This is a genomic window from Desulfovibrio sp. Huiquan2017, assembly GCF_017351175.1.
Lineage (GTDB): Bacteria > Desulfobacterota > Desulfovibrionia > Desulfovibrionales > Desulfovibrionaceae > Pseudodesulfovibrio.
This window is the reverse complement of the sequence record NZ_JAFMPN010000021.1, coordinates 1-19,658: the sequence shown is the minus strand read 5'-3', so window position 1 is coordinate 19,658 and position 19,658 is coordinate 1. Positions and strand designations below refer to the sequence as shown.

The following is a 19,658-nucleotide window of genomic DNA, read 5'->3' as shown; positions in this document are numbered from 1 at the left end:
GATGATCGTTCTCCGCGACATACATAAGCACTACGGCCGGGTTCGGGCCAACGACGGCATCAGCCTGACCCTCGAACCCGGCCGCATCTATGCCCTGGTCGGCGAAAACGGCGCGGGCAAGTCCACGCTCATGCGCATCCTCGCCGGGCACACCCGGCCCACCTCCGGGGAGCTGGTCATCGGCGGCCGGACCATGACCTACCTGACTCCGGCCCTGGCCCGGGAAATGGGCGTGGGCATGCTCTACCAGGACCCGCTGGACTTCCCGGCCATGCCCGTATGGGAAAATTTCCAGTTGGGCGCGCCCAAGCGCAGCAAACGGGAAGTGGTCGATATCATCGGCGAGCTCTCCTTTCGCCTGGACGCCTGTTTCCTGCCCGACGAGCCCGTCTCCAGCCTGACCGTGGGCGAACGCCAGTTGCTCGAACTCCTGCGCCTGCTCGACCTCGGGGCCACCACCCTGATCCTGGACGAGCCGACCACCGGCATCACGCCGGAACAAAAGCAAGACCTCTTCAACCTGCTCATGACCCTGGCCCGGGAAGAGGGACACACCATCGTCCTGGTCACCCACAAGCTGTCCGAGGCCTTCGAGATGGCCGATTCCATCTTCATCATGCGCCAGGGGCGGCTGGTCTCCACCCTGAACCCGCCCTACGACGAGCACGAGTTGGTCCACCTCATGTTCGGCGAAGCGGCCGACGGCGAGATCGAACCCCTGCCCGACCTGCCCCCGGACACGGGTACGCCCCGCCTGGTCATGCACGACGCGCTCTTCGCCGGGCCCAAATACTCCATGGGCGGACTGAATTTCACGGCCCGCCCGGGCGAATGCATCGGCCTGGCCGGGCTCGACGGCTCGGGCCAGGAACTGTTCCTGCGAGGCCTGTGCGGCCTGGACCGCATGCCCGGCGGCGCCTTCGATCTGGACGGAACCCGCTTCGCCGCCAACGATTTCCGCGCCCTGCGCAAGGCCGGGGTCCAATTCGTGCCCGCCGATCGGCTGGGCCTGGCCCTGTTCCCGGACCTGAATCTCATGGAGCACATCACCCTGGCCTTCCCGGACCGGGACGGCGACCTGACCGATTTCTACCGCTCCCAATGCGTGGACAAATTCAACCTCCAGGCCCACCCGGACACCCACGCCGTGGAGCTGTCCGGCGGCAACCAGCAGCGGCTGCTGCTCTCGCTCATCCCGGACAAGACCAAGCTCCTGCTCATGGAGCACCCCACGCGCGGCCTGGATGCGGGCTCGGCCCGCCAGGTCTGGAACCACTTGAAGCGGCGTTGCGCGGCCGGGGCCACGTTGATCTTCTTTTCCCCGGACCTGGAAGAGGTGCTTGAACACAGCCACCGGGTCATCGTTTTCTACGATCGGACCCTGGCCGCCATAGTCGAAGGCGAGGACATCTCCATGGAAGTTGTCGGCGCGCTCATGGCCGGCAAGCGCTACGACGAAATCAAGGAGAAACGGGCATGAACCGCGACTCCTTCCTGACCCAGATAGGCTGGCTCGCCCTGGCGCTGGTACTGGCCCTGGTGCTGACCGTGATCGTGGCTCTGCCCGCCGGGGCCCCGCCCTTCGAGACGATCTACGTGCTCTTCAAGGGCGGCCTGAGTTCCTGGTCCAAGGTCGGCCGCGTACTGGCGGGCTGGGTTCCCCTGACCTTGTGCTCGGTGGGGCTGCTCATCCCGTTCACGGCCCGGCTTTGGAACATCGGCGTCGAAGGCCAGATCATCATGGGGGCCATCTTCTGCACCGCGGCCCTGCGCCCCTTCGAAGGCGGCGGCGGAGCGGGTGTCATCCTCCTGGCCCTGGCCGCATCGGTCCTGGGCGGCGCACTGTGGGCCCTGCTCTCCGGGCTGTTGCGCGTCTTCGGCCGGGTCCATGAAATCTTTTCCGGCCTGGGGCTCAACTTCGTGGCCATGGGCGTGATCCTGTGGCTCATCTTCGGACCGTGGAAACGGCCCGGCGTGGCCTCCATGTCCGGGACCAAGCCGCTGGACATCTCGCTGTGGCTGCCCCGGCTCGGCAATCTTTCCGTAAGTTGGGCGGGGCTGGTCCTGGCCTTCGCCGCCATCCTGCTGGTCTATATCCTGCTTCACCGCACCCGGTGGGGGCTCAAGATGCGCGCCGTGGGCGAAAACCCCAAGGCGGCCACCCTGTTCGCTCTGGGGCCGCGCCGCCGTCTGCTCCAGGCCTTCATGCTCTGCGGCGGCCTGGCCGGTCTGGCCGGGGCCACCCAGGTCCTGAGCGTCTACCACCGCCTGCTGCCGAACATCTCTTCGGGCTACGGCTACACCGCCCTGCTGGTGGGCATGATGGCCTCGTTCCGGCTGCCGCTCGTGCCGTTCATCTGCCTGTTCTTCGCCATCCTCAACGTGGGCTCCATTCAACTGCCGCTCCAACTGGGCCTGGACTCTTCCCTGTCCGGCGTCATTCAGGGCGTCATGGTCCTGTCCCTGTTCATCGTCCAGGGCCTGCGGCTGTGGCTCAGACAACGGAAGGAGAACGATTAGATGGATACGTTCGCGCTGACCATCGCGGCCATCCTGATGGCCGGAGCGCCCCTGGTGCTGGCCACCCTGGGCGAAACCCTGACCGAGAAGGCCGGGATCATCAATCTCTCCCTGGACGGCTCCATCCTGCTGGCCGCCATGGCCGCCTTCGCCTGTTCGGTCACCTTCAACTCGCCGTGGCTCGGCATGGCCGCGGGCGCGGCCGTGGGCGCGGCCATCGCGGGAGTGCTCGGCGTCATAGGCATCTACCTGGGCCAGTCCCAGCTGGCCGTGGGCTTCATCCTGACCCTGCTCTCGCGCGATCTGGCCTACTTCCTGGGCCACAACTTTTCCCGCCAGCCCGGGCCGGACCTCGGCCTGTGGACCATTCCCGGCATGTCCGGCGCACCCTTCGTCGGCCTGATCTTCGGCTCCCAGTCGCCGGTGGTCTACCTGAGCCTGGCGGCCGTCGCGTTCTGTTGGTGGTGGATGTACCGCACCGAGGGCGGCATGCGCCTGCGCGCAGTGGGCGAATCCCCGCGCGCGGCCTTCGGACGCGGCATCCGGGTGCGGCTGGTGCGGCTGTACTACTGTCTGGCGGGCGGCGCCCTGGTAGGGCTGGCCGGCGGTGCCTATTCCCTGGCCGTGAAGCCGGGCTGGGGGCGGCCCCAGGGATGCGAAGGCGCGGGCTGGATCGCCCTGGCCATCGTCATCTTCGGCGGCTGGCATCCGGTACGCGCCGCGCTCGGCGCGTTCTTCTTCGCCGCCTTGCAGGTCTCCGGCATCCATCTCCAGGAAATCTTCCCGTCCATTCCGGCCCCGGTATTCCAGGTAGCTCCCTTCCCGATGATGATCCTGACCCTGCTGGCCGTGAATATGGGCCGCATGGGCTGGGTTCAGGACCTCGTCCGCCGCCACCCCTTCCTCAAGACGTTTTCAAAGGGCTGGTCCATTGAAGCTCCGGCCGCCCTGGGCCAGGATTTCGACCCCAAGAAGGGGCTGTGACCCAAAGGCGTCCATCTGTGGGATTACCTTTCGGAGTCCCTTGCTCCAAAATTCGAAATACGGTAACCCAAATAGAGCCCTCGCAACCATGGAGCCGCAAGATGAGTGAACGCCCCACCGTCCTGGTCGTGGACGACAACCGACTGAACATCGACCTCCTGGTGGATGTGCTCAAGGACGACTATCGTCTGCTGGTCGCGCTCAACGGGGTCACGGCCTTGGACATCGTCGCCAACTCGCTCCCGGATATAATCCTCCTGGACATCATGATGCCCGAGATGGACGGCTATGAAGTCTGCCGCCGACTCAAGAGCGACAAGCGCACCAGCCAGATCCCGGTCATCTTCATCACCGCCAAGTCCCAAAGCGAGGACGAGGCCAAGGGCCTGGCCCTCGGCGCCGTGGACTACATCACCAAACCGGTCAACCCGGCCATCGTCCAAGCCCGCATCAAGACCCACCTGGCCCTCTACAACCAGAACCGCGAACTTGAGGAAAAGGTCCGCATGCGGACCCTGGAGCTCGAAAAGAGCAAGGAACTGGCGGACCAGTCCAGCCGGGCAAAATCGGCTTTCCTGGCCAACATCAGCCACGAATTGCGCACCCCGCTGAACCACATCATGGGGCTGTCCAGCCTGCTCCTGGAGCTGGACACCGACCCCGAGCGGCTGGAACTGATCCGTCCGCTCCACGAAGGGGCCGCCCAACTGGCCGGACTCTTCGACCAACTCCTGGACCTGACCATGCTTGAATCCGACGCGGTGCGGATCGACTACAAATTCTTCGACTTTCCCAAGGTCCTGTCCCGGCTGGCCGCCGTATTCCAGGCCTATGCCGAGCGAAAAAAGGTGGACTTCGAATTCGTGCCCGGGGACGACCTGCCCGACACCGTGTACGGCGCGCCATTGGAGACCACCCAGGCGCTGCACAACATCCTGCTCAACGCCTTCCGTTACACAGAAAAGGGCAAGGTCACCCTGGACGTGCGCATCGACCCCGAGCTCTTCGCCGGAGCGGGCCAGGACCGGGTCATGATCCGCTTCGCGGTCACGGACACGGGCGTCGGCATCCCGGCCGACCGCCAGGAAACCATCTTCCAAAGCTTCGAAATCGGGGAAAAGGTCATGACCAAACGGCTTTCCGGCCCGGGCGTGGGCCTGACCATCTCCAAGTACCTGATCGAAAAACTGCACGGAAAGATCTGGGTGGAAAGCACATTGGGCAAGGGCAGCACCTTTTTCGTGGCCCTGCCCTTCGCCCTGAACGCCGAGGCGGAGGACGCCCCCCGGCGGCCAGAGCCTGCCTAAACCTCCCGCTCCCCGAGGGGAAGGGTGAAATGGAAGCAACTCCCCTTGCCTATCGCGGAATCCACCTCCAGCCGACTACCGTAATGGGCCACGATCCTGCGGCAGATGGACAGTCCGAGCCCGGTCCCGAAGACCCGGGTGGAGCGGTTGTTCGCGTCCCGCCCCTGGTAGAAGATGTCGAATATCTTCTCCCGCTCGTCCTCGGAAATGCCCCGGCCCGTATCACAAACCGAAAAAGTCACGTCCCCTTCCGTCTTCACGACGGACAGGGTCACGCTTCCCGCATCGGTGTTCTTGAAGGCATTGCTGAGCAGGTTGATGAGCACCTGGTGGATCTTGTCCGCGTCGGCCAGAATGGCCATGGGCTCGGCCAGGGACTCGACCACCAGTTCGACGCCCGGCTTCTCCTCGGCCAGGGCGGCCGAGGCCGCGCCCGCCCGGCGCAGGACGCTGTCCACGGATAGGATGCTGTCGCGCCACCCCATGTCCCCCGCCTCGATCTTGCTCAGGTCCAGGAGATCGTTGACCAGTCTGCCCAATCGGTTCGCCTCCAGGCGGACGATGCCCAGATTCTTCTCGAAGGTGCGCGCATGGCGACCCACCGGATCCAGAGGGCCGAGCACCGGCATGAAGCGAGTCTGGAAATTCTTTTCCATAAGACGCAGGAAGCCGATGATGGAGGTCAACGGCGTGCGCAACTCATGGGAGGCCGAGGCCAGAAACATGGTCTTGGCCTGGTCCATGGCGATGAGCTTCTTCTCGGTCTCCCGTCGGTTGGTGATCTCGTTTTCCAGGTCGTTGCGGTAGGCGGTCAACCGCTCCATGAAAGCGTTGAAGTAACCCGCCAGCAAACCCAGCTCGTCGCGGGAGTGCTGCTCCATGCGCACGGAGAAATCGCCGTCCGCCGCCCGGGCGAAATTCTCCTGAAGCTTGTCGAGGGGCCGGGTGATCAGCGCGCCGATGCCGAAGGACACCGGGATCATCAACAGCACAGCCACGGCCAGGGCCGTGAGCATGACGTAGCTGATGGCGTCGAGCGGCTTCTGGAAATCCTCGTAGTAGCTGGATGAGGCCACCACCCAGCCGAGTTCGGGAATATCCTTGAAGTAGACCACCTTCTTCTTCAATCCGGCCTCCCCCGGATTGCGCCACAGGTAGTCCAGATGCCCGTTGCGCTCGGTAACGATGCGCTCGGCTACATTGCGCAATCCAGGCGACTCGTAGTCGCGAAAATGGAGCCCGCGCAGATAGGGGTGGATGAGCAGGTAGCCGTCGTAATCAAGTACGAAGGGATAACCGGACTTGCCTGAACGCAGTTCGAAGAATCGCGTGCGAAAGTCCTCCACGTTGATCATCTGAACGAACTCCTCGCGATAGGAGGCGGCCGAGATGATCCAATCCCACGGCTCGAAATAGGTCATGTACACAGCCTTGGCGCGACTGTGGTTCTCCTGGGGTTCCTTCCAGTCATAGGTCATATACCCCTGCTTGCGCCGGATCTGCTCACGCACGAAGGCCAGGCCGGACATGTCCACGCCGATCAAGCTGTGCTTGTGGTGCACGACCATGACCCCTTGGCTGTCCAGGCAGTAGACCCGGCCGGTCTGGCCGATGGTCTGGCTCAGGAAGATGTCCCGGGCCAGCGCCTTGGCCCGGGCCTCGCTCAGGCGCCCCCGTTTGACCTGACGTTGCAGATACCGGGCCTCGTCCAGGCACTTCTCGGACACGGCCCGCATATAGTTGCGGATGGCCATGTCCACCGAGGAACGGACCATGGTGCGCAGGGCCTCGGTGGTTCGGGTCAGCTCTTTCTCGATGTCCCGGCGCAGGATGTCCTTGACCTGGGCGTGGATGATGCCGCCGGCCACCAGGAAAATGACCAGAAACGCTCCGGCATAGGCCACGTAGAGCTTGGTCCGTATTCGCGAGTCGGCCAGGTGAAACACAGCTTATTCCTCCAGATCCAAGGAAAGAACCGACTGGTAGCCGTGCGGTCCGAGCAGTCGCTCGACGGGATAGTTCCTGAGGTTTCCGGCGGTGACCATATGGATGAACGGCCCGGAACGGAACGGGAAGTCCCGGCCCGGAATCTCGCCGTTGAAAATACGGACCATCATGTCCATGGCCATGCGTCCCTGGTAGAGATTCAAGTCGGCGGCCGCCGCCAGGACCTCGCCGCCCCGGATGCGGTCATACAGGGGCGGCGTGAGATAGGACGCGACCACCGAAACCCTGCCGGCCAGGCCCAGCTCCTGGAGGATCTCCGGCGCGGCCTCGACGGCCACGGCGTTGCCGACCACGTAATCCACGTCCGGATGTTCGCCCAGAGTCCGGCGCAACAGCCCGGCTTGTTCCGCGCTCCCGGTGTCCCCCCAGGCCACGTCCACCATGTCCACCCGCCCCGGGTAACGGTCCATGGCTTCCATGAATCCGTCCAGCGTTTCCGGGGCCCAACCCGCATTGCGCGGGCCGGGGAAAAAAGCGATGCGCACCGTACTCAGCCCGGCCTTTTCGGCGTGTCCGGCCACGTATTCGCCCACGAGGTAGCCGACTTCATGGAAGGAAACCAGGACCTTGGCGGACACGGCCGGGGCCAGGATATCGTTGACCACCTCGACCACCGGGATGCCCGCCTCGCGCAGTTCGGCGATGACCGAAGCGCCGCCTTCGTAGTCCACGGCCGCCAGGATCACGCCGTCCACCCCGTCCTTGAGATGTCCGCGCAGGTGCTCCACCTGAACGTCCCCCAGGTCGTACCCCCCGGCCATGGTCATGCGCACGCCGACGCCGAGCCGCCGGGCTTCGTCCATGATCCCGTAGTTCACGACGTCCCAGTAGGGATCCTTGAAATGCGGCACGCACACGCCCACGGTATAGCGCCCCGAAGGGCGCCTCGGCGGAGCCCACTCTTCGAGCTTGGGTCGGTTGAGGCTGACCGAGGCCTGGCCGGGCCGCTTGCTCCCCGGATCGTAGATGCCGTAATAGCTCTTGACCGGGATGGGCCACCAGGGGGCCGCATCGTCCGCCGCCGGGGACGGGACGGCCGCCCAAAGTGTGAACAACGCCAGGATGCCCGCCCGGAACAAGACGACAAGGGCCCGAGGCCGCCGCCTGATCACCGGACGCTCCACGGGCATGCCTCCGCCAGGGCTTGCTCCAGCTTCTCCACTTCAACGGGCTTAACCACGTATCCGTCCATGCCCGCCTCGATGAATTTCTCGCGGTCCCCGACCATGGCGTAGGCGGTCACGGCCACGAGGGGGATATCGGCCCGGTCCGCTCCGGCTTTCCCGGCCCGGATGGCCCGGGCGGTCTCAACCCCGTCCAAGACCGGCATCTGGATGTCCATGAGGATCACATCGAAGGACGCGCTCCTCAAGGTTTCCAAGACCTGAGCCCCGTTCTCCACGACGACGACCCTGTGCCCGCCCTTTTCCAGGACGCGCCGCATGACCAGGCTGTTGACCCGCTCGTCCTCGGCCAGGAGGATGGACAGCGGTTCCAGGACTATCCCGGTGCGCGACTGAGGAGGGACGACGGCGGGCGCGGTCTCGTCTCCCTTCCCGAAGGGCAGGGAGACATACAGGGTGGTTCCCCGTCCCTCCTTGCTCTCGATGGCCAGGGTCCCGCCCATGAGGTCGATCAGGTTCCGGCAGATGGACAATCCCAGCCCGGCCCCCTGGTGCCGCTTCGTGTACCCCTCGCTGACCTGGGTGAAGGCGTCGAACAGGGTGCCGACCTTCCCGTCCGGGATGCCCTCTCCGGTGTCGGCCACGGAAAAGAGAATGCGGTAATCGTCCGACGGCGAGTCCTGCAGCCGGTGCGCGGCCAGGACGACGCGGCCCTCGGCGGTGAACTTGAAGGCGTTGCCGAGGAGGTTGGTCAGAACCTGTTGCAACCGAACGGCGTCCCCGACCACACGGCGCGGGACGTTCTCGCCCTGTTCGCAGCCCAGCGCGACCCCGGACTGGGACGAGGTCAGCTTGAACAGGTCACAGACCTGCTCGCACGTTTCCACCAGGTCGAAGGGGGCGTTGCGCACCACCAGCTTGCCCGCCTCCACCCGGGACAGGTCCAGGATATCGGTCAACAGATTCATCAGACGCCGCGCAGATTGAAGGGCGGCCCCGGAGTACTCGCCCTGTTCCGGGGTCAGCCCCGTGGACTGCATGAGCTGGAGCATGCCCATGATCCCGTTGAGCGGGGTCCGGATCTCGTGGCTCATGTTGGTCAAAAACTCCGTCTTGGAGCGGCTGAAGGCCTCGGCCTGCTCCTTGGCCCGGCGCAGGGCGTCCTGGTCCAGCTTGCGCTCGCTGAAGTCCTCCAGGGTGGCGATGACCTCGGTGGGCGACTGGCCCGGGTTGACCGGGTTGAACTGGACATGCAGGAAGGCCTCCCGTTGGCCAACCTCGGACCTGTAATAATCCTCGTAAGAGGACGGATGGCCCGATATGGCCCTGGTCAATGCCCGGCACATGTCCCTGTTGCTTTCGTACAGCATGGAGAAACCGATGAGCTGTTCCCGGCAGGTGCCAATCATCTCCACGGAGCGGTCGTTGCAATCCAGAATGCGCCCGTCCCGGCCGAAACGGATCATGCCCAGCGGCGAATTCTCGAAAATGACCCGGTGGCGGCGTTCACTGTCCTTGAGCTCGTTTTCGGCCCGCTTGCGCTCGGTGATGTCCCTGAACTCCACCACCCGAACCGAACAGCCTTTGTGGGGAATGCTCTTGGCCGCGACGCGGAGGGGATATTCGGAGCCGTCCTTGCGCAGCCCCACGGTTTCGTAGGGGCGGTTGTACTGCGCACGAATTTTCTCCCGGACCTCGGCGCGCATGGGTTCGGCCACGAGATCAAGACCGTCCATGCCGACGAGTTCCTCTTGGGAATAGCCGGTAATGTCCGAGAGGCCCTGGTTGCAGTCGAGCAGGATGCCCCCGTCGTGGATGGCGATGCCCCCGAAGGAGGCGTTATGCAAGACCTTGAAGCGCAGCTCGCTCTCCTTGAGATCGTCGGCGATGCGCTTGCGTTCGGTGATGTCGCGGGCCACGCCGAGCACACCGAGAAGCTCGCCGTCATCGTCGTACAGCGGCGTTTTGATGGTCTCCAGGTACTCCTCGTGGCCGTCGTCGCTGTAGGTGACCAGCTCCTCGTTGATGCACGGCTTGCCCGAGGTCATGGCCCGCAGATCGTGGGCCCGAAAGGCGTCCGCCTGGTCGGCGTCCACGAAATCGTAGTCCGTGCGCCCGACGATGTCCGCTTCCCTGGCCCCGTAAAGACGCTCGAAGCGATGGTTGCAGAAAAGGAATACGCCATTCTCGTCCTTGACCCAGACCAGCTCCGGCATGGTTTCCATGAGGGTGCGCAAATGGGCCATATTGAGCTTCAGTGCGCTGTTGGCCAGATCGGCGGCCATCTTGGCCCGGCGCAATTCCTCCTCGGCGGTCTTGCGGGCGTGGATGTCCTGAAGGGTTCCGACCATACGGGCCGAGCCTTCGCCGCCGGCGGACGCGACCATCTTGCCCCGGATCAGAATCCACTTCCAGCTCCCGTCGCTGGTCCGGATGCGCATTTCGCCCTCAAAAGCATCCCGGCGCTTCGCCGCTTCCCACAGGGCCGCTTCGATTCCGGATTGGTCATCGGGGTGCACCAACTCCAGCCAGCCCTCGACGGAATCCGGCGCGGCGTCCAGCCCATAGCCCAACAAGGAGGTCAGTTGCGGACTGACGAAAATCTGCCGGGTTTCGCAATCCAGGTCCCAGACCAATCCCCTGGCAGCGTCCAGAGCGAGGTTGAGGCGCTCCTCGTCCAGCATTCCGATCTGCCGGGAAGGCTCATGGACCGTCAGGTCGTCTCCCAGGCTGGTCACGCCGCCGCCCGGAACGGACGACGGAATGCTGAACCAGGAAACAGTCCGCAACCGGCCGTCGCGGGTGAAGATTTCATCGGTGTGGCAGGAGTGCGGCCCGATCTCCCGGCGGGCCAATATATCCAGAAAGACTTCCCGGGCGTCCCGGCGCGCGTCCTCGGGCAGGAACAGGTCAAACCAGTCCTGTCCGCGTATCTCATCAAAGGTCCACCCGGTTGCTTCGAGGAAACACCGGTTGGCGGAAACCACCCGTCCCTCCGGATCCAGGCCGACGCCCATCCGGGGCAGGTGTTCAAGAGCGCCGCGCCACCGCCGCTCCACACTCGCCAGCTCGTCCTCAAGCTCGGAGACACGCCGCATGCACTGGTCAAGATTAGTGAATTCCACCATTCCTCCGGGCGAGCCGTGGGCCGCCGGTTGAGTGCAAAGACTCCACAAATTTCGTGGTACCACGAAAATGGAAGGGGTGAAATACGATTAGAATCGGGCCCGGCGCGGGACATGACCTGCCGCCCCGAATCGTGCTATGCTGGTGTCCGGCCTGGGAAACCGGCCGCCCAAGGACCCCCAACGCGAGGAAGCCGCATGCCCATTCCCCTTCCACCCAACACCCACGCCCTCGCCGTGCTGCTGTTGACCGGCCTGGCCCTGATCCTGTTCAGCCGCGACAAGCTTCCCCTGGAGACCTCCAGCCTGGTGGTCCTGGTCTGCCTGGCCGTGGGCTTCGAGCTGTTTCCCTTCGAGGCGGACGGCGTGCGCCTGCGAGCCGTGGACTTCTTCCTCGGCTTCGGCAACGAGGCGCTGGTGGCGGTCTGCGCCCTGATGATCGCGGGCCAGGGCATCCTGCGCACCGGCGCGCTGGACCCCGTAGGCCGTTCCCTGGCGCGGTTCTGGCGAATCAGCCCGAGCCTTTCCCTGCTCCTGACCCTGCTGCTCGGCGGGCTGATCAGCGCCTTCATCAACAATGTGCCCGTGGTCGTGCTCCTGCTCCCGGTGCTCATCAGCGTGTCGCTCAAGACCAACACCCCGGCGACGCGGGTGCTCATGCCCATGGGCTTCTCCACCCTGCTCGGCGGGACGGCCACAACCATCGGCACCTCCACCAACCTCCTGGTGGTGGCCGTGGCGGCCGAGATGGGCCTGGCCCCCTTCTCCATGTTCGACTTCGCGGTCCCGGCGGTCCTGGCCGGGCTGATCGGCACGGCCTATCTCTGGCTCATCGCCCCGCGCCTGCTGCCCGACCGCGCCATCCGCATCGCCGATGCCTCGCCCCGGATATTTACCGCCCATCTGGCCGTGGCCGAAGGCGGGCCCCTGGATGGCAAGCCCCTGCTCACGGCCCTGGACCTGACCGGCGGCAAGATGCAGATAGACGCCCTGGAACGCGGCGAGGGCAACGAACTCATGCTCCTGCCGGACGTGACCCTCCTGCCCGGCGACCACATGGTGGTCAGCGATACGCCCGAGCGGCTCAAGGAATTCGAACGGCTCCTGAGCGGCACGCTCTACCCGGCGGGCTCCGAGGACAAGCCGGTCAGCGAAGACAACCCCCTGGCCGAGACGGACCAGCAGATCGCCGAAATCGCCGTATTCCAGGGATCAATGCTCCACGGCATCACCCTGAACGACTACCACTTCTTCGAACGCACCGGGCTCGTCGCCCTGGCCATCCACCGCTCGGGCAGGCGGTACGAACGCATCCGCGACCACGTGGGCGACATCCGCTTGCGGGTGGGGGACATCCTGCTCGTCCAGGGACCGCGCCGGAGCATCGCGGAGTTGAAACAAAACACGGATTTCCTGGTCCTGGACTCGACCATGGACCTGCCCTACTCGCGCAAGGCCCCCCTAGCCCTGGCCATCATGCTCGCCGTAATCCTCGCCGCCGCCCTGGGTCTGCTGCCCATCGCCATCAGCGCCACGGCCGGAGCCCTGCTCATGATCCTGACCGGCTGCCTGGCCTGGCGGGACGCCACTCGCGCCCTGAGCGTCCAGGTCATCCTCATCGTGGTCACCAGCCTGGCCCTGGGCACGGCCATGATCCGCACCGGCGGAGCCCAATACCTCGGCTCGACCTTCGTGGCCCTGTCCGGGAACGCCTCCCCGGCCATGGTCCTGAGCGGCCTGATGCTGCTCATGGCCGGGCTGACCAACGTCATCTCCAACAACGCCACGGCGGTCATCGGCACGCCCATCGCCGTGTCCATCGCCCGGCAGATGGGATTGCCGCCCGAGCCCTTCGTCCTGGCCGTACTCTTCGGAGCGAACATGAGCTACGCCACGCCCATGGCCTACAAGACCAACCTCCTGGTCATGAACGCGGGCGAATACGCCTTCTCCGATTTTCTCAAGGTGGGCGCGCCCCTGGTCCTGATCATGTGGGGGGCGCTGTCGTTCCTGTTGCCTTTCTTCTACATGTAACGCATCCTGGCATACGGGAGCGCCCCGCGCCGCAACCGGCCCGCCGCACAGGCCGGGCCGACAACCGAGACCAACATCCATGAAAAAACCGAAAGAACCGAAAATGATCATCGGCTGGCGGGAGTGGGTCGGCCTGCCCGACCTGGACGTGCCCGCCGTCAAGGCCAAGGTGGACACCGGAGCCCGGACCTCGGCCCTGCACGCCTTCGACGTCGAGCCCTTCGAGCGCGACGGCAGGCGCTTCGTGGCCTTCAACGTCCACCCGCTGCAAGGAAACGACAACCTGGTCATCCCCTGCTCGGCCCCCCTGGTGGACCGCAGAAAAGTCACCAATTCTGGTGGACAAAGCCAGAACCGCTATGTCATAGCGACCACCCTGCTGCTGGCCGGACGGACCTGGCCCATCGAACTGACCCTGACCAACCGGGACGAAATGAAATTCCGCATGCTCCTCGGACGCAACGCCATGTCCGGGCGGCTGCTGGTGGACCCGTCTCTGTCCATGCAGGCCGGGGCCACCCACGGCAGGAACGCTTACGCAAAACGGAACAAAGGACATCTGCCCGCATGAAAATAGCCATCCTGTCGCGCAAGGCGAGCCTCTACTCCACCACCGCCCTGGCCGAAGCCGGCAAGGCGCGCGGCCATACCGTGGAGATCATCAATCCCCTGCGCTGTTACATGAACATCACTTCCCACAGCCCGTCCATCCACTACAAGGGCGAACGGGTGGAGGCCGTGGACGCGGTCATCCCGCGCATCGGCGCATCCATCACCTTCTTCGGCTGCGCCGTGGTGCGCCAGTTCGAGATGATGGGCGTGTACAGCCTGAACGAGTCCATCGCCATCACCCGCTCCCGTGACAAGCTGCGCAGCCTGCAACTGCTCTCGCGCAAGGGCATCGGCCTGCCGGTCACCGGCTTCGCCAGCTCCACCAAGTTCACCGACGACCTCATCGACCTGGTGGGCGGCGCGCCCCTGGTGGTCAAGCTCCTGGAGGGCACCCAGGGCATCGGCGTGGTTCTGGCCGAGACCAGGCATGCGGCCGAGAGCGTCATCCAGGCCTTCCAGGGTCTGAACGCCAATATCCTGGTTCAGGAATACATCAAGGAATCCAAGGGGTCGGATATTCGCTGCCTGGTGGTCGGCGGCAAAGTGGTCGCGGCCATGCGGCGCACTGCGGGCAAGGGCGAATTCCGCTCGAACATCCACCGGGGAGGCTCGGCAGCGCCCGTGAAGATCACCCCGGAGGAGCGCTCCACCGCCGTGCGGGCGGCCCGGATCATGGGCCTGAACGTCTGCGGCGTGGACCTGCTGCGGTCCAACCACGGGCCGGTGGTCATGGAGGTCAACTCCTCCCCGGGGCTGGAGGGCATCGAAAAGGCCACGGGCATCAACATCGCTGACAAGATCATCGAGTTCATCGAAAAGAACGCCAAGCCCGGCAAGACCAAGACACGCGGCAAGGGCTAACCGCCCACGCGGAAAAACGGGGGGGGGACCATGCCCAGAGCATCCGTGACCATCGGCGACGTAACCGTGGCCCCGGGAACCAACGCCACGGCGCTTCTGCCCGTGCCCGACACCTTCCTGCGCCAGGGCTCGGTCATGCCGGTGCATGTCTTCCACGGCCGCCGCGAAGGCCCGTCGCTGTTCGTCTGCGCGGCCATCCACGGCGACGAACTCAACGGCGTGGAGATCATCCGGCGGCTGTTGCGCATGAAGCGGCTGGGCCGCCTTGCCGGGACCCTGTACGCCATCCCCATCGTGAACATCTACGGGTTCATGGCCAACACCCGCTACCTGCCGGACCGCCGGGATCTGAACCGGTTCTTCCCCGGCAGGGAAGGCGGCTCCCTGGCCTCGGAGCTGGCAGCGGTGTTTTTCGAAAACGTGGTCAGGAAATGCGGCTACGGCATCGACCTGCATACCGGTTCCAACCACCGCCGGAACCTGCCGCACGTCCGGGGGGACATGGAGGACCCGGCGGTCCTGGCCATGGCCGAAGCCTTCGGCGCGCCCCTGGCCCTCGACCTGTCGGGCATGGAAGGCTCCCTGCGCGCGGCGGCCAGGGAAAGCGGAGTGCGCGTCCTGCTCTATGAGGCGGGCGAGCCCCTGCGCTTCGACGAATTCGCCATCCGCGCCGGGCTGCGCGGCATCACCTCGGTGCTCGAGGCCCTGGGCATGCTCCCGGCGGGCAAACGCAAGCGCGAACGAACCCCGCTCCAGATCGCCACGGACCGGACCTGGTGCCGGGCCCCGGCCAGCGGGTTGTTCCGGGCCTCGGTCAAACTCGGGCGGCATGTGCGCAAGGGCGAGGTCCTGGGCTCCATCCACGATCCCTTCGACGGCAAATCCACGGACCTGACCGCGCCGCAAGACGGCGTGATCATCGGCGACCAGTCCCTGGCTTCTGTCTACAAAGGCGACGCGATCATGCACATCGCCCGGTTCGACGCGCCACGCCAGGCCCAGGCCTCCATGGACGAATATTCGGAAATGCTCATGGACGCCCGGATGGCGCGCTGACCCAAAGGAGCCTCTCCGGGATCATCCCTTGGGGCCGAGCAGGAACCAGAAGAGAAACCCGAGCAAGGGGAACAGCAGCACCAACACGATCCACAGGACCTTGGAGCCGGTGCCAGCGCCGCTCTGGAAAATCTTGACCAGGGCATACACGTCCAGCACAAGGACGACCAATCCGAGCAATCCTCCAAATCCCATCATAACAATACTCTCCCATTTGCAAAGTCCCGACAGGCCGCCCGCCCCGGAGCCGTTCCCCGGGAATGGCGATAGTTCAACCTAACATGTTTTCCCTGCGGCGCACAATTTGATTCGCCGGGTCACGCCTCCCCGTCCAGGCCCCCGCCGCTTTGCAACAGCACACGCCGCCGGGGCAGACACTCGGGATGGTGCGCGTTCAGATAGGTGATCAATCCCTCGCGCACCAGGCAACGCAGGTCCCACGCCCTGGAGGCGTCCGGCGAACCGACGATGGCCCGCAGGGTCATGGTGTCCGGCCCGGCGTCGGTCACCTGAAGCACACAGGTCCCGCCGTTCCACAGCCCGCCGGAGGACTCGCACAACCGGGTCAGCTCCGCGCGCAGGGGGTCAAGCGGCGTGGCGTAGTCCACGTGCAGGAAGACCGAGCCGATGATCTCGGCGGACTTCTTGGTCCAATTCTGGAACACGGTCTCGGTGAAATAGGTGATCGGGACCACCAGACGGCGCATGTCCCACAGCCGGACCACCACATAGGTAAAGGTGATTTCCTCAATGCGCCCCCACTCTCCTTCCACGACGACCACGTCGTCCAGGTTGATGGGATGGGCCAGGGCGATCTGGATGCCCGCGATGATCGCCCCGAAGGTCTTCTGGGCCGAAATGCCGAGCACGATACTGAGAACCCCGGCCGAGGCCAGCATGGTCCCGCCCAGCAGACGGAAGCGCTCGAACTGCATGAGGATGGCGGCGGCCGCCGCGAACCAGACCATGACGACGACGAGCCGATGCAGGATGCGCACCTTGGTCTGGACCTCGCGCGCGCCCAGGTTGTCCTCCACGGCCATGTCGTACTTCCAGCGGACCACGCCGGTCATGGCCGTCAGCGCCAGGGTCGCGGCCCAGGCCGCCAGCAGAACCCAGGCCGTGTTCATGGCCGTCACCGCCGGACTCGCCCAGCCCGGGGGCAGACGCGACGGAACCACCAGGATGGACGCGCCCAGGACTGCGGCGAAGACGGCCAGGAATAAAACCACCCGCCGCTTCATCGACCGGGACAACAACTCGCGCAGGTCACGCCAGCGACGAGCCCGGCCGCCGCGAAACAGCCGGATCAGCGTAAACGCCGCCACTCCGACCACCAGGGCCAGAATGATTCGAACGACCCACCCCGCCGTATCCATGAAATCCATGACATGCCCCCTTCCCGGCTTTTCCCGTGCAAAAACGGTTTCGTCCGCTGCCGATCCGTTATATCATATTTGTTGTTTCCATCAATGGCGGCATGCATCGCTCCCCGTGTGCGCACGGATGAAACCCCGGAGGAGCCCATGGCCAGATTCCTGAAAAAAAACGACATGACGGCTGGCAAGCCGCCAGGATCACTCATTTTCATCGGCCAACAAAAAACCGACGAACCGAGCCTGCGGATCATCGACTACGATGAGGAGACCCTGCGCGACGAGGTCGTGCCCGAAGCGGCCGCGCTCTCCCCCTGCCTGGGCAGCAAGACCACCTCCTGGCTCAACCTGGACGGCCTGCATGTTCCCGAGGTCATGGAGCGCGTGGGCCAAGCCTTTTCCATCTCCCCGCTCATCCTCGAAGACATCGTCAACACCGGCCATCGGCCCAAGATGGACGAATACCCGGACATGCTCTTCATCACCCTGAAGATGCTCTCCATCAACCCGACCCACGACCGGATCATCTCGGAACAGCTCTCCTGCGTGCTCACCGGCCGCTGCCTGATCACCTTCCAGGAACAGCCCGGCGATGTGTTCGAACCCGTGCGCGACCGCATCCGCCACCAGTCCGGCAGACTGCGGCGGCGCGGCCCGGATTATCTGCTCTACGCCCTGCTCGACTGCGTCTTCGAAAACTATCTCAAGGTCATCGAGATCATGGGGGAACGCATCGAGGCGTTCGACGAGGAGGTCTTGGACGATCCCTCCCCGGAACTGCTCGAAGAGATCAACCTCTACCGTCGGGAGATGGCCTTCGTGCGCCGGGCCGTGCGTCCGGCACGGGAGATCGCCCTCAAGCTGGCCAGGACCGAAAGCGAGCTCGTGGCCGAGGAAATCACCCCGTACCTGCGCGACCTGACGGACATGGCCGAGCAGACCACCGAGGCCGTGGAGACCTACCGCGAGATGCTCAACGACCACTTGAACAGCTACAACATGGCCATGGCCAACCGCCTCAACGACGTGATGAAGTTTCTGACCATCTTCGCCACCATTTTCATCCCCCTTTCCTTTCTGGCGGGCGTCTACGGCATGAACTTCGAATTCATGCCCGAACTGAAACTCCGCCACGGCTATTTCGTCCTCCTCGGCATCATGGGCGCGGTGGTCGCGGCCATGCTCTTCTATTTCAAGAAACGCAAATGGATATAGTCCCGAAAAGGAGGCTCCCATGGAAAAAACCCCGTCCGCCCCGGACCGAAACCAACCCAAGACCGGAATGACCACCTGGCGAAAAATCCGCCTCGGCACCATCGTCGCCCTGGTGCTCCTGTGGATCGTTTTCCTGCTCCAGAACACCGAGCAGACCCAGGTCTCATTCCTCTGGTTCACCTTCGCCACCTCGCGCATCCTGCTCCTGCTCGGCACCCTGGCCGTCGGCGCGCTGATCGGCGCGTTCCTGACCTACCGGTTCTGCACCCGAAGCAAATCGAAGCAGCCCGGGCCGCCCTCGTTCTCGTGAGAGCTGTCCGCCGCGCCCCCCTTGCGGTCGGGCGAAAAGCGGGTATCATCGGAGAAAACAACCAGCACGAAACCACAAGGACTCCAACCATGAAACAAACCAAACGACTCCGCGCCCTGCTTCTGTCGCTCGTCCTGCTGCCGGTCCTGGCCCTGGCCGCCACAGCCAACGCCCAAACCTGGAAGGTGGACCCGGACCACTCCGCCGCCCACTTCTCCATCCGGCATATGATGATCGCCCAGGTGCGCGGCATGTTCCCGGCCGTCACCGGGACCATCGACTTCGACCACGGCAAGCCCACCGCCCTGAACATCACCATCGACGTCAATAAAATCGACACGGGCGTCGAGGCCCGGGACGCCCACCTCAAGAGCGGCGATTTCTTCGCGGCCGAAATACACCCGACCATGACCTTCAAGAGCACCCGGGTCTTTCCGTCCGAAAAAGGCATCTCCGTGGCGGGCGTGCTGACCATCAAGGGCACCTCCCACGAGATCCAGCTGAACGTCGCCGGCCTCGACGACCCGCGCGTGGACCCCTGGGGCAATACCCGCCGGGGCGCCACCGCCCTGTTCTCCATCGACCGCCGCGACTACGGCGTGGACTGGAACGCCCCTCTGGACGGCGGCGGCTTCATGGTCGGCAACACCGTACACATCGCCGTGGACCTCGAAGCCATCCAACCCAAGTAAACCGAGCCAATGGANCACAGCACTGCGGCCAGCTTTCGAGCCAACGCGGTAATCGCCTTTTGCGGCACGCCGTGTCGGCTCAAAATCCGGTTGTAAAATTCCCGCGCCCACGCATCCCGTTGCTTCCAGCCCCAGGCCGCTTCCACGAGCAGGCTTCGCAATCGGCGTTGTCCCACCGGTCGGATGAACGATTTTCCCTTTCCGCCGCCGCTTTGCCGAACTACCGGAGCCAGCCCGAGGTACGCCGTCACCTCCTCGCTGCGGGTAAACCGTTCGGGCCGATAGATCTCGGCCGCAAAGGCCGTCGCCACCACCTCGCCGACGCCGGGAACGGACCTCATGGCGGCGATGCGTCGCGCCTCGTCTTGTTCCCTGGCGTGCAGGCGCAGCAACGCGTCCACTTCTTGCTGAGCCGATTTAAGGTAATGTAACTCA

General features: G+C 64.7%; 17 protein-coding genes. 11 read left to right on the top strand and 6 right to left on the bottom strand.

Annotated elements, in window-relative coordinates:
* Position 1: 1 nt before the first annotated feature.
* The 4 genes from J0909_RS16580 (at position 2) to J0909_RS16565 (ending at position 4,811) form a co-directional block, all read left to right on the top strand.
* On the top strand, positions 2-1,480 hold the full coding sequence (locus J0909_RS16580) for an ATP-binding cassette domain-containing protein (protein WP_207264602.1): 1,479 nt from the start codon (positions 2-4) through the stop codon (positions 1,478-1,480).
* A complete protein-coding gene (locus J0909_RS16575; protein WP_207264600.1) occupies positions 1,477-2,520 on the top strand; it encodes an ABC transporter permease in 1,044 nt (347 codons plus the stop codon). The genes J0909_RS16580 and J0909_RS16575 overlap by 4 nt, the downstream gene beginning before the upstream one ends.
* Positions 2,521-3,504, top strand: coding sequence for an ABC transporter permease (locus tag J0909_RS16570; RefSeq protein WP_207264598.1), 984 nt, complete (start codon positions 2,521-2,523; stop codon positions 3,502-3,504).
* Between the two features lie 101 nt (positions 3,505-3,605).
* Complete coding sequence (locus J0909_RS16565; RefSeq protein WP_207264596.1) at positions 3,606-4,811, top strand: hybrid sensor histidine kinase/response regulator; 1,206 nt, start codon at positions 3,606-3,608, stop codon at positions 4,809-4,811.
* Here the strand turns inward: J0909_RS16565 and J0909_RS16560 are convergent.
* Genes J0909_RS16560 through J0909_RS16550 form a run of 3 tightly spaced genes read right to left on the bottom strand, consistent with a single transcriptional unit; the run spans position 4,808 to position 11,070 of the window.
* Positions 4,808-6,757 (bottom strand): cache domain-containing protein, encoded by a 1,950-nt coding sequence (locus J0909_RS16560; protein WP_207264594.1) that lies wholly within the window; start codon positions 6,755-6,757, stop codon positions 4,808-4,810. The genes J0909_RS16565 and J0909_RS16560 overlap by 4 nt on opposite strands.
* A gap of 3 nt (positions 6,758-6,760) precedes the next feature.
* Positions 6,761-7,948, bottom strand: coding sequence for a TMAO reductase system periplasmic protein TorT (gene torT / locus J0909_RS16555; protein WP_286182105.1), 1,188 nt, complete (start codon positions 7,946-7,948; stop codon positions 6,761-6,763).
* Positions 7,927-11,070 (bottom strand): PAS domain S-box protein, encoded by a 3,144-nt coding sequence (locus J0909_RS16550; protein ID WP_207264592.1) that lies wholly within the window; start codon positions 11,068-11,070, stop codon positions 7,927-7,929. The genes torT and J0909_RS16550 overlap by 22 nt, the downstream gene beginning before the upstream one ends.
* A gap of 195 nt (positions 11,071-11,265) precedes the next feature.
* On the opposite strand from J0909_RS16550, the gene J0909_RS16545 reads away from it, so the two are divergent.
* From J0909_RS16545 to J0909_RS16530, 4 genes are all read left to right on the top strand, one after another.
* On the top strand, positions 11,266-13,101 hold the full coding sequence (locus tag J0909_RS16545) for an SLC13 family permease (RefSeq protein WP_207264591.1): 1,836 nt from the start codon (positions 11,266-11,268) through the stop codon (positions 13,099-13,101).
* Positions 13,102-13,180: 79 nt separating this feature from the next.
* Complete coding sequence (locus J0909_RS16540) at positions 13,181-13,672, top strand: ATP-dependent zinc protease family protein (RefSeq protein WP_286182104.1); 492 nt, start codon at positions 13,181-13,183, stop codon at positions 13,670-13,672.
* Entirely contained in the window at positions 13,669-14,574 is a 906-nt protein-coding gene (gene rimK / locus J0909_RS16535) for a 30S ribosomal protein S6--L-glutamate ligase (RefSeq protein WP_207264590.1), read from the top strand. The genes J0909_RS16540 and rimK overlap by 4 nt, the downstream gene beginning before the upstream one ends.
* Before the next feature lie 30 nt (positions 14,575-14,604).
* Positions 14,605-15,630, top strand: a complete 1,026-nt coding sequence (locus J0909_RS16530; RefSeq protein ID WP_207264589.1) for a succinylglutamate desuccinylase/aspartoacylase family protein — start codon at positions 14,605-14,607, stop codon at positions 15,628-15,630.
* Between the two features lie 21 nt (positions 15,631-15,651).
* On the opposite strand, the gene J0909_RS16525 is transcribed toward J0909_RS16530, so the two are convergent.
* Together J0909_RS16525 and J0909_RS16520 are read right to left on the bottom strand one after the other, a co-directional pair.
* Entirely contained in the window at positions 15,652-15,828 is a 177-nt protein-coding gene (locus tag J0909_RS16525; RefSeq protein WP_286182103.1) for a PLDc N-terminal domain-containing protein, read from the bottom strand.
* Between the two features lie 119 nt (positions 15,829-15,947).
* Entirely contained in the window at positions 15,948-17,018 is a 1,071-nt protein-coding gene (locus J0909_RS16520) for a mechanosensitive ion channel family protein (protein ID WP_207264588.1), read from the bottom strand.
* Positions 17,019-17,156: 138 nt separating this feature from the next.
* Between J0909_RS16520 and corA the strand changes: the two genes are divergently transcribed.
* The 3 genes from corA to J0909_RS16505 all read left to right on the top strand — a co-directional run bounded on the left by corA (position 17,157) and on the right by J0909_RS16505 (position 19,223).
* Positions 17,157-18,221, top strand: a complete 1,065-nt coding sequence (gene corA / locus J0909_RS16515; RefSeq protein ID WP_207264587.1) for a magnesium/cobalt transporter CorA — start codon at positions 17,157-17,159, stop codon at positions 18,219-18,221.
* 19 nt (positions 18,222-18,240) lie between these two features.
* The gene (locus J0909_RS16510; RefSeq protein ID WP_207264586.1) at positions 18,241-18,531 is read left to right on the top strand and encodes a LapA family protein; all 291 of its coding nucleotides are present in this window, start codon (positions 18,241-18,243) and stop codon (positions 18,529-18,531) included.
* Between the two features lie 89 nt (positions 18,532-18,620).
* Complete coding sequence (locus J0909_RS16505) at positions 18,621-19,223, top strand: YceI family protein (protein WP_207264585.1); 603 nt, start codon at positions 18,621-18,623, stop codon at positions 19,221-19,223.
* Here the strand turns inward: J0909_RS16505 and J0909_RS16500 are convergent.
* Positions 19,124-19,564 carry a transposase gene (locus J0909_RS16500; RefSeq protein WP_502757451.1) on the bottom strand — a complete coding sequence of 147 codons (441 nt, stop codon included), beginning with the start codon at positions 19,562-19,564 and terminating at the stop codon, positions 19,124-19,126. The genes J0909_RS16505 and J0909_RS16500 overlap by 100 nt on opposite strands.
* Between the last annotated feature and the right edge of the window lie 94 nt (positions 19,565-19,658).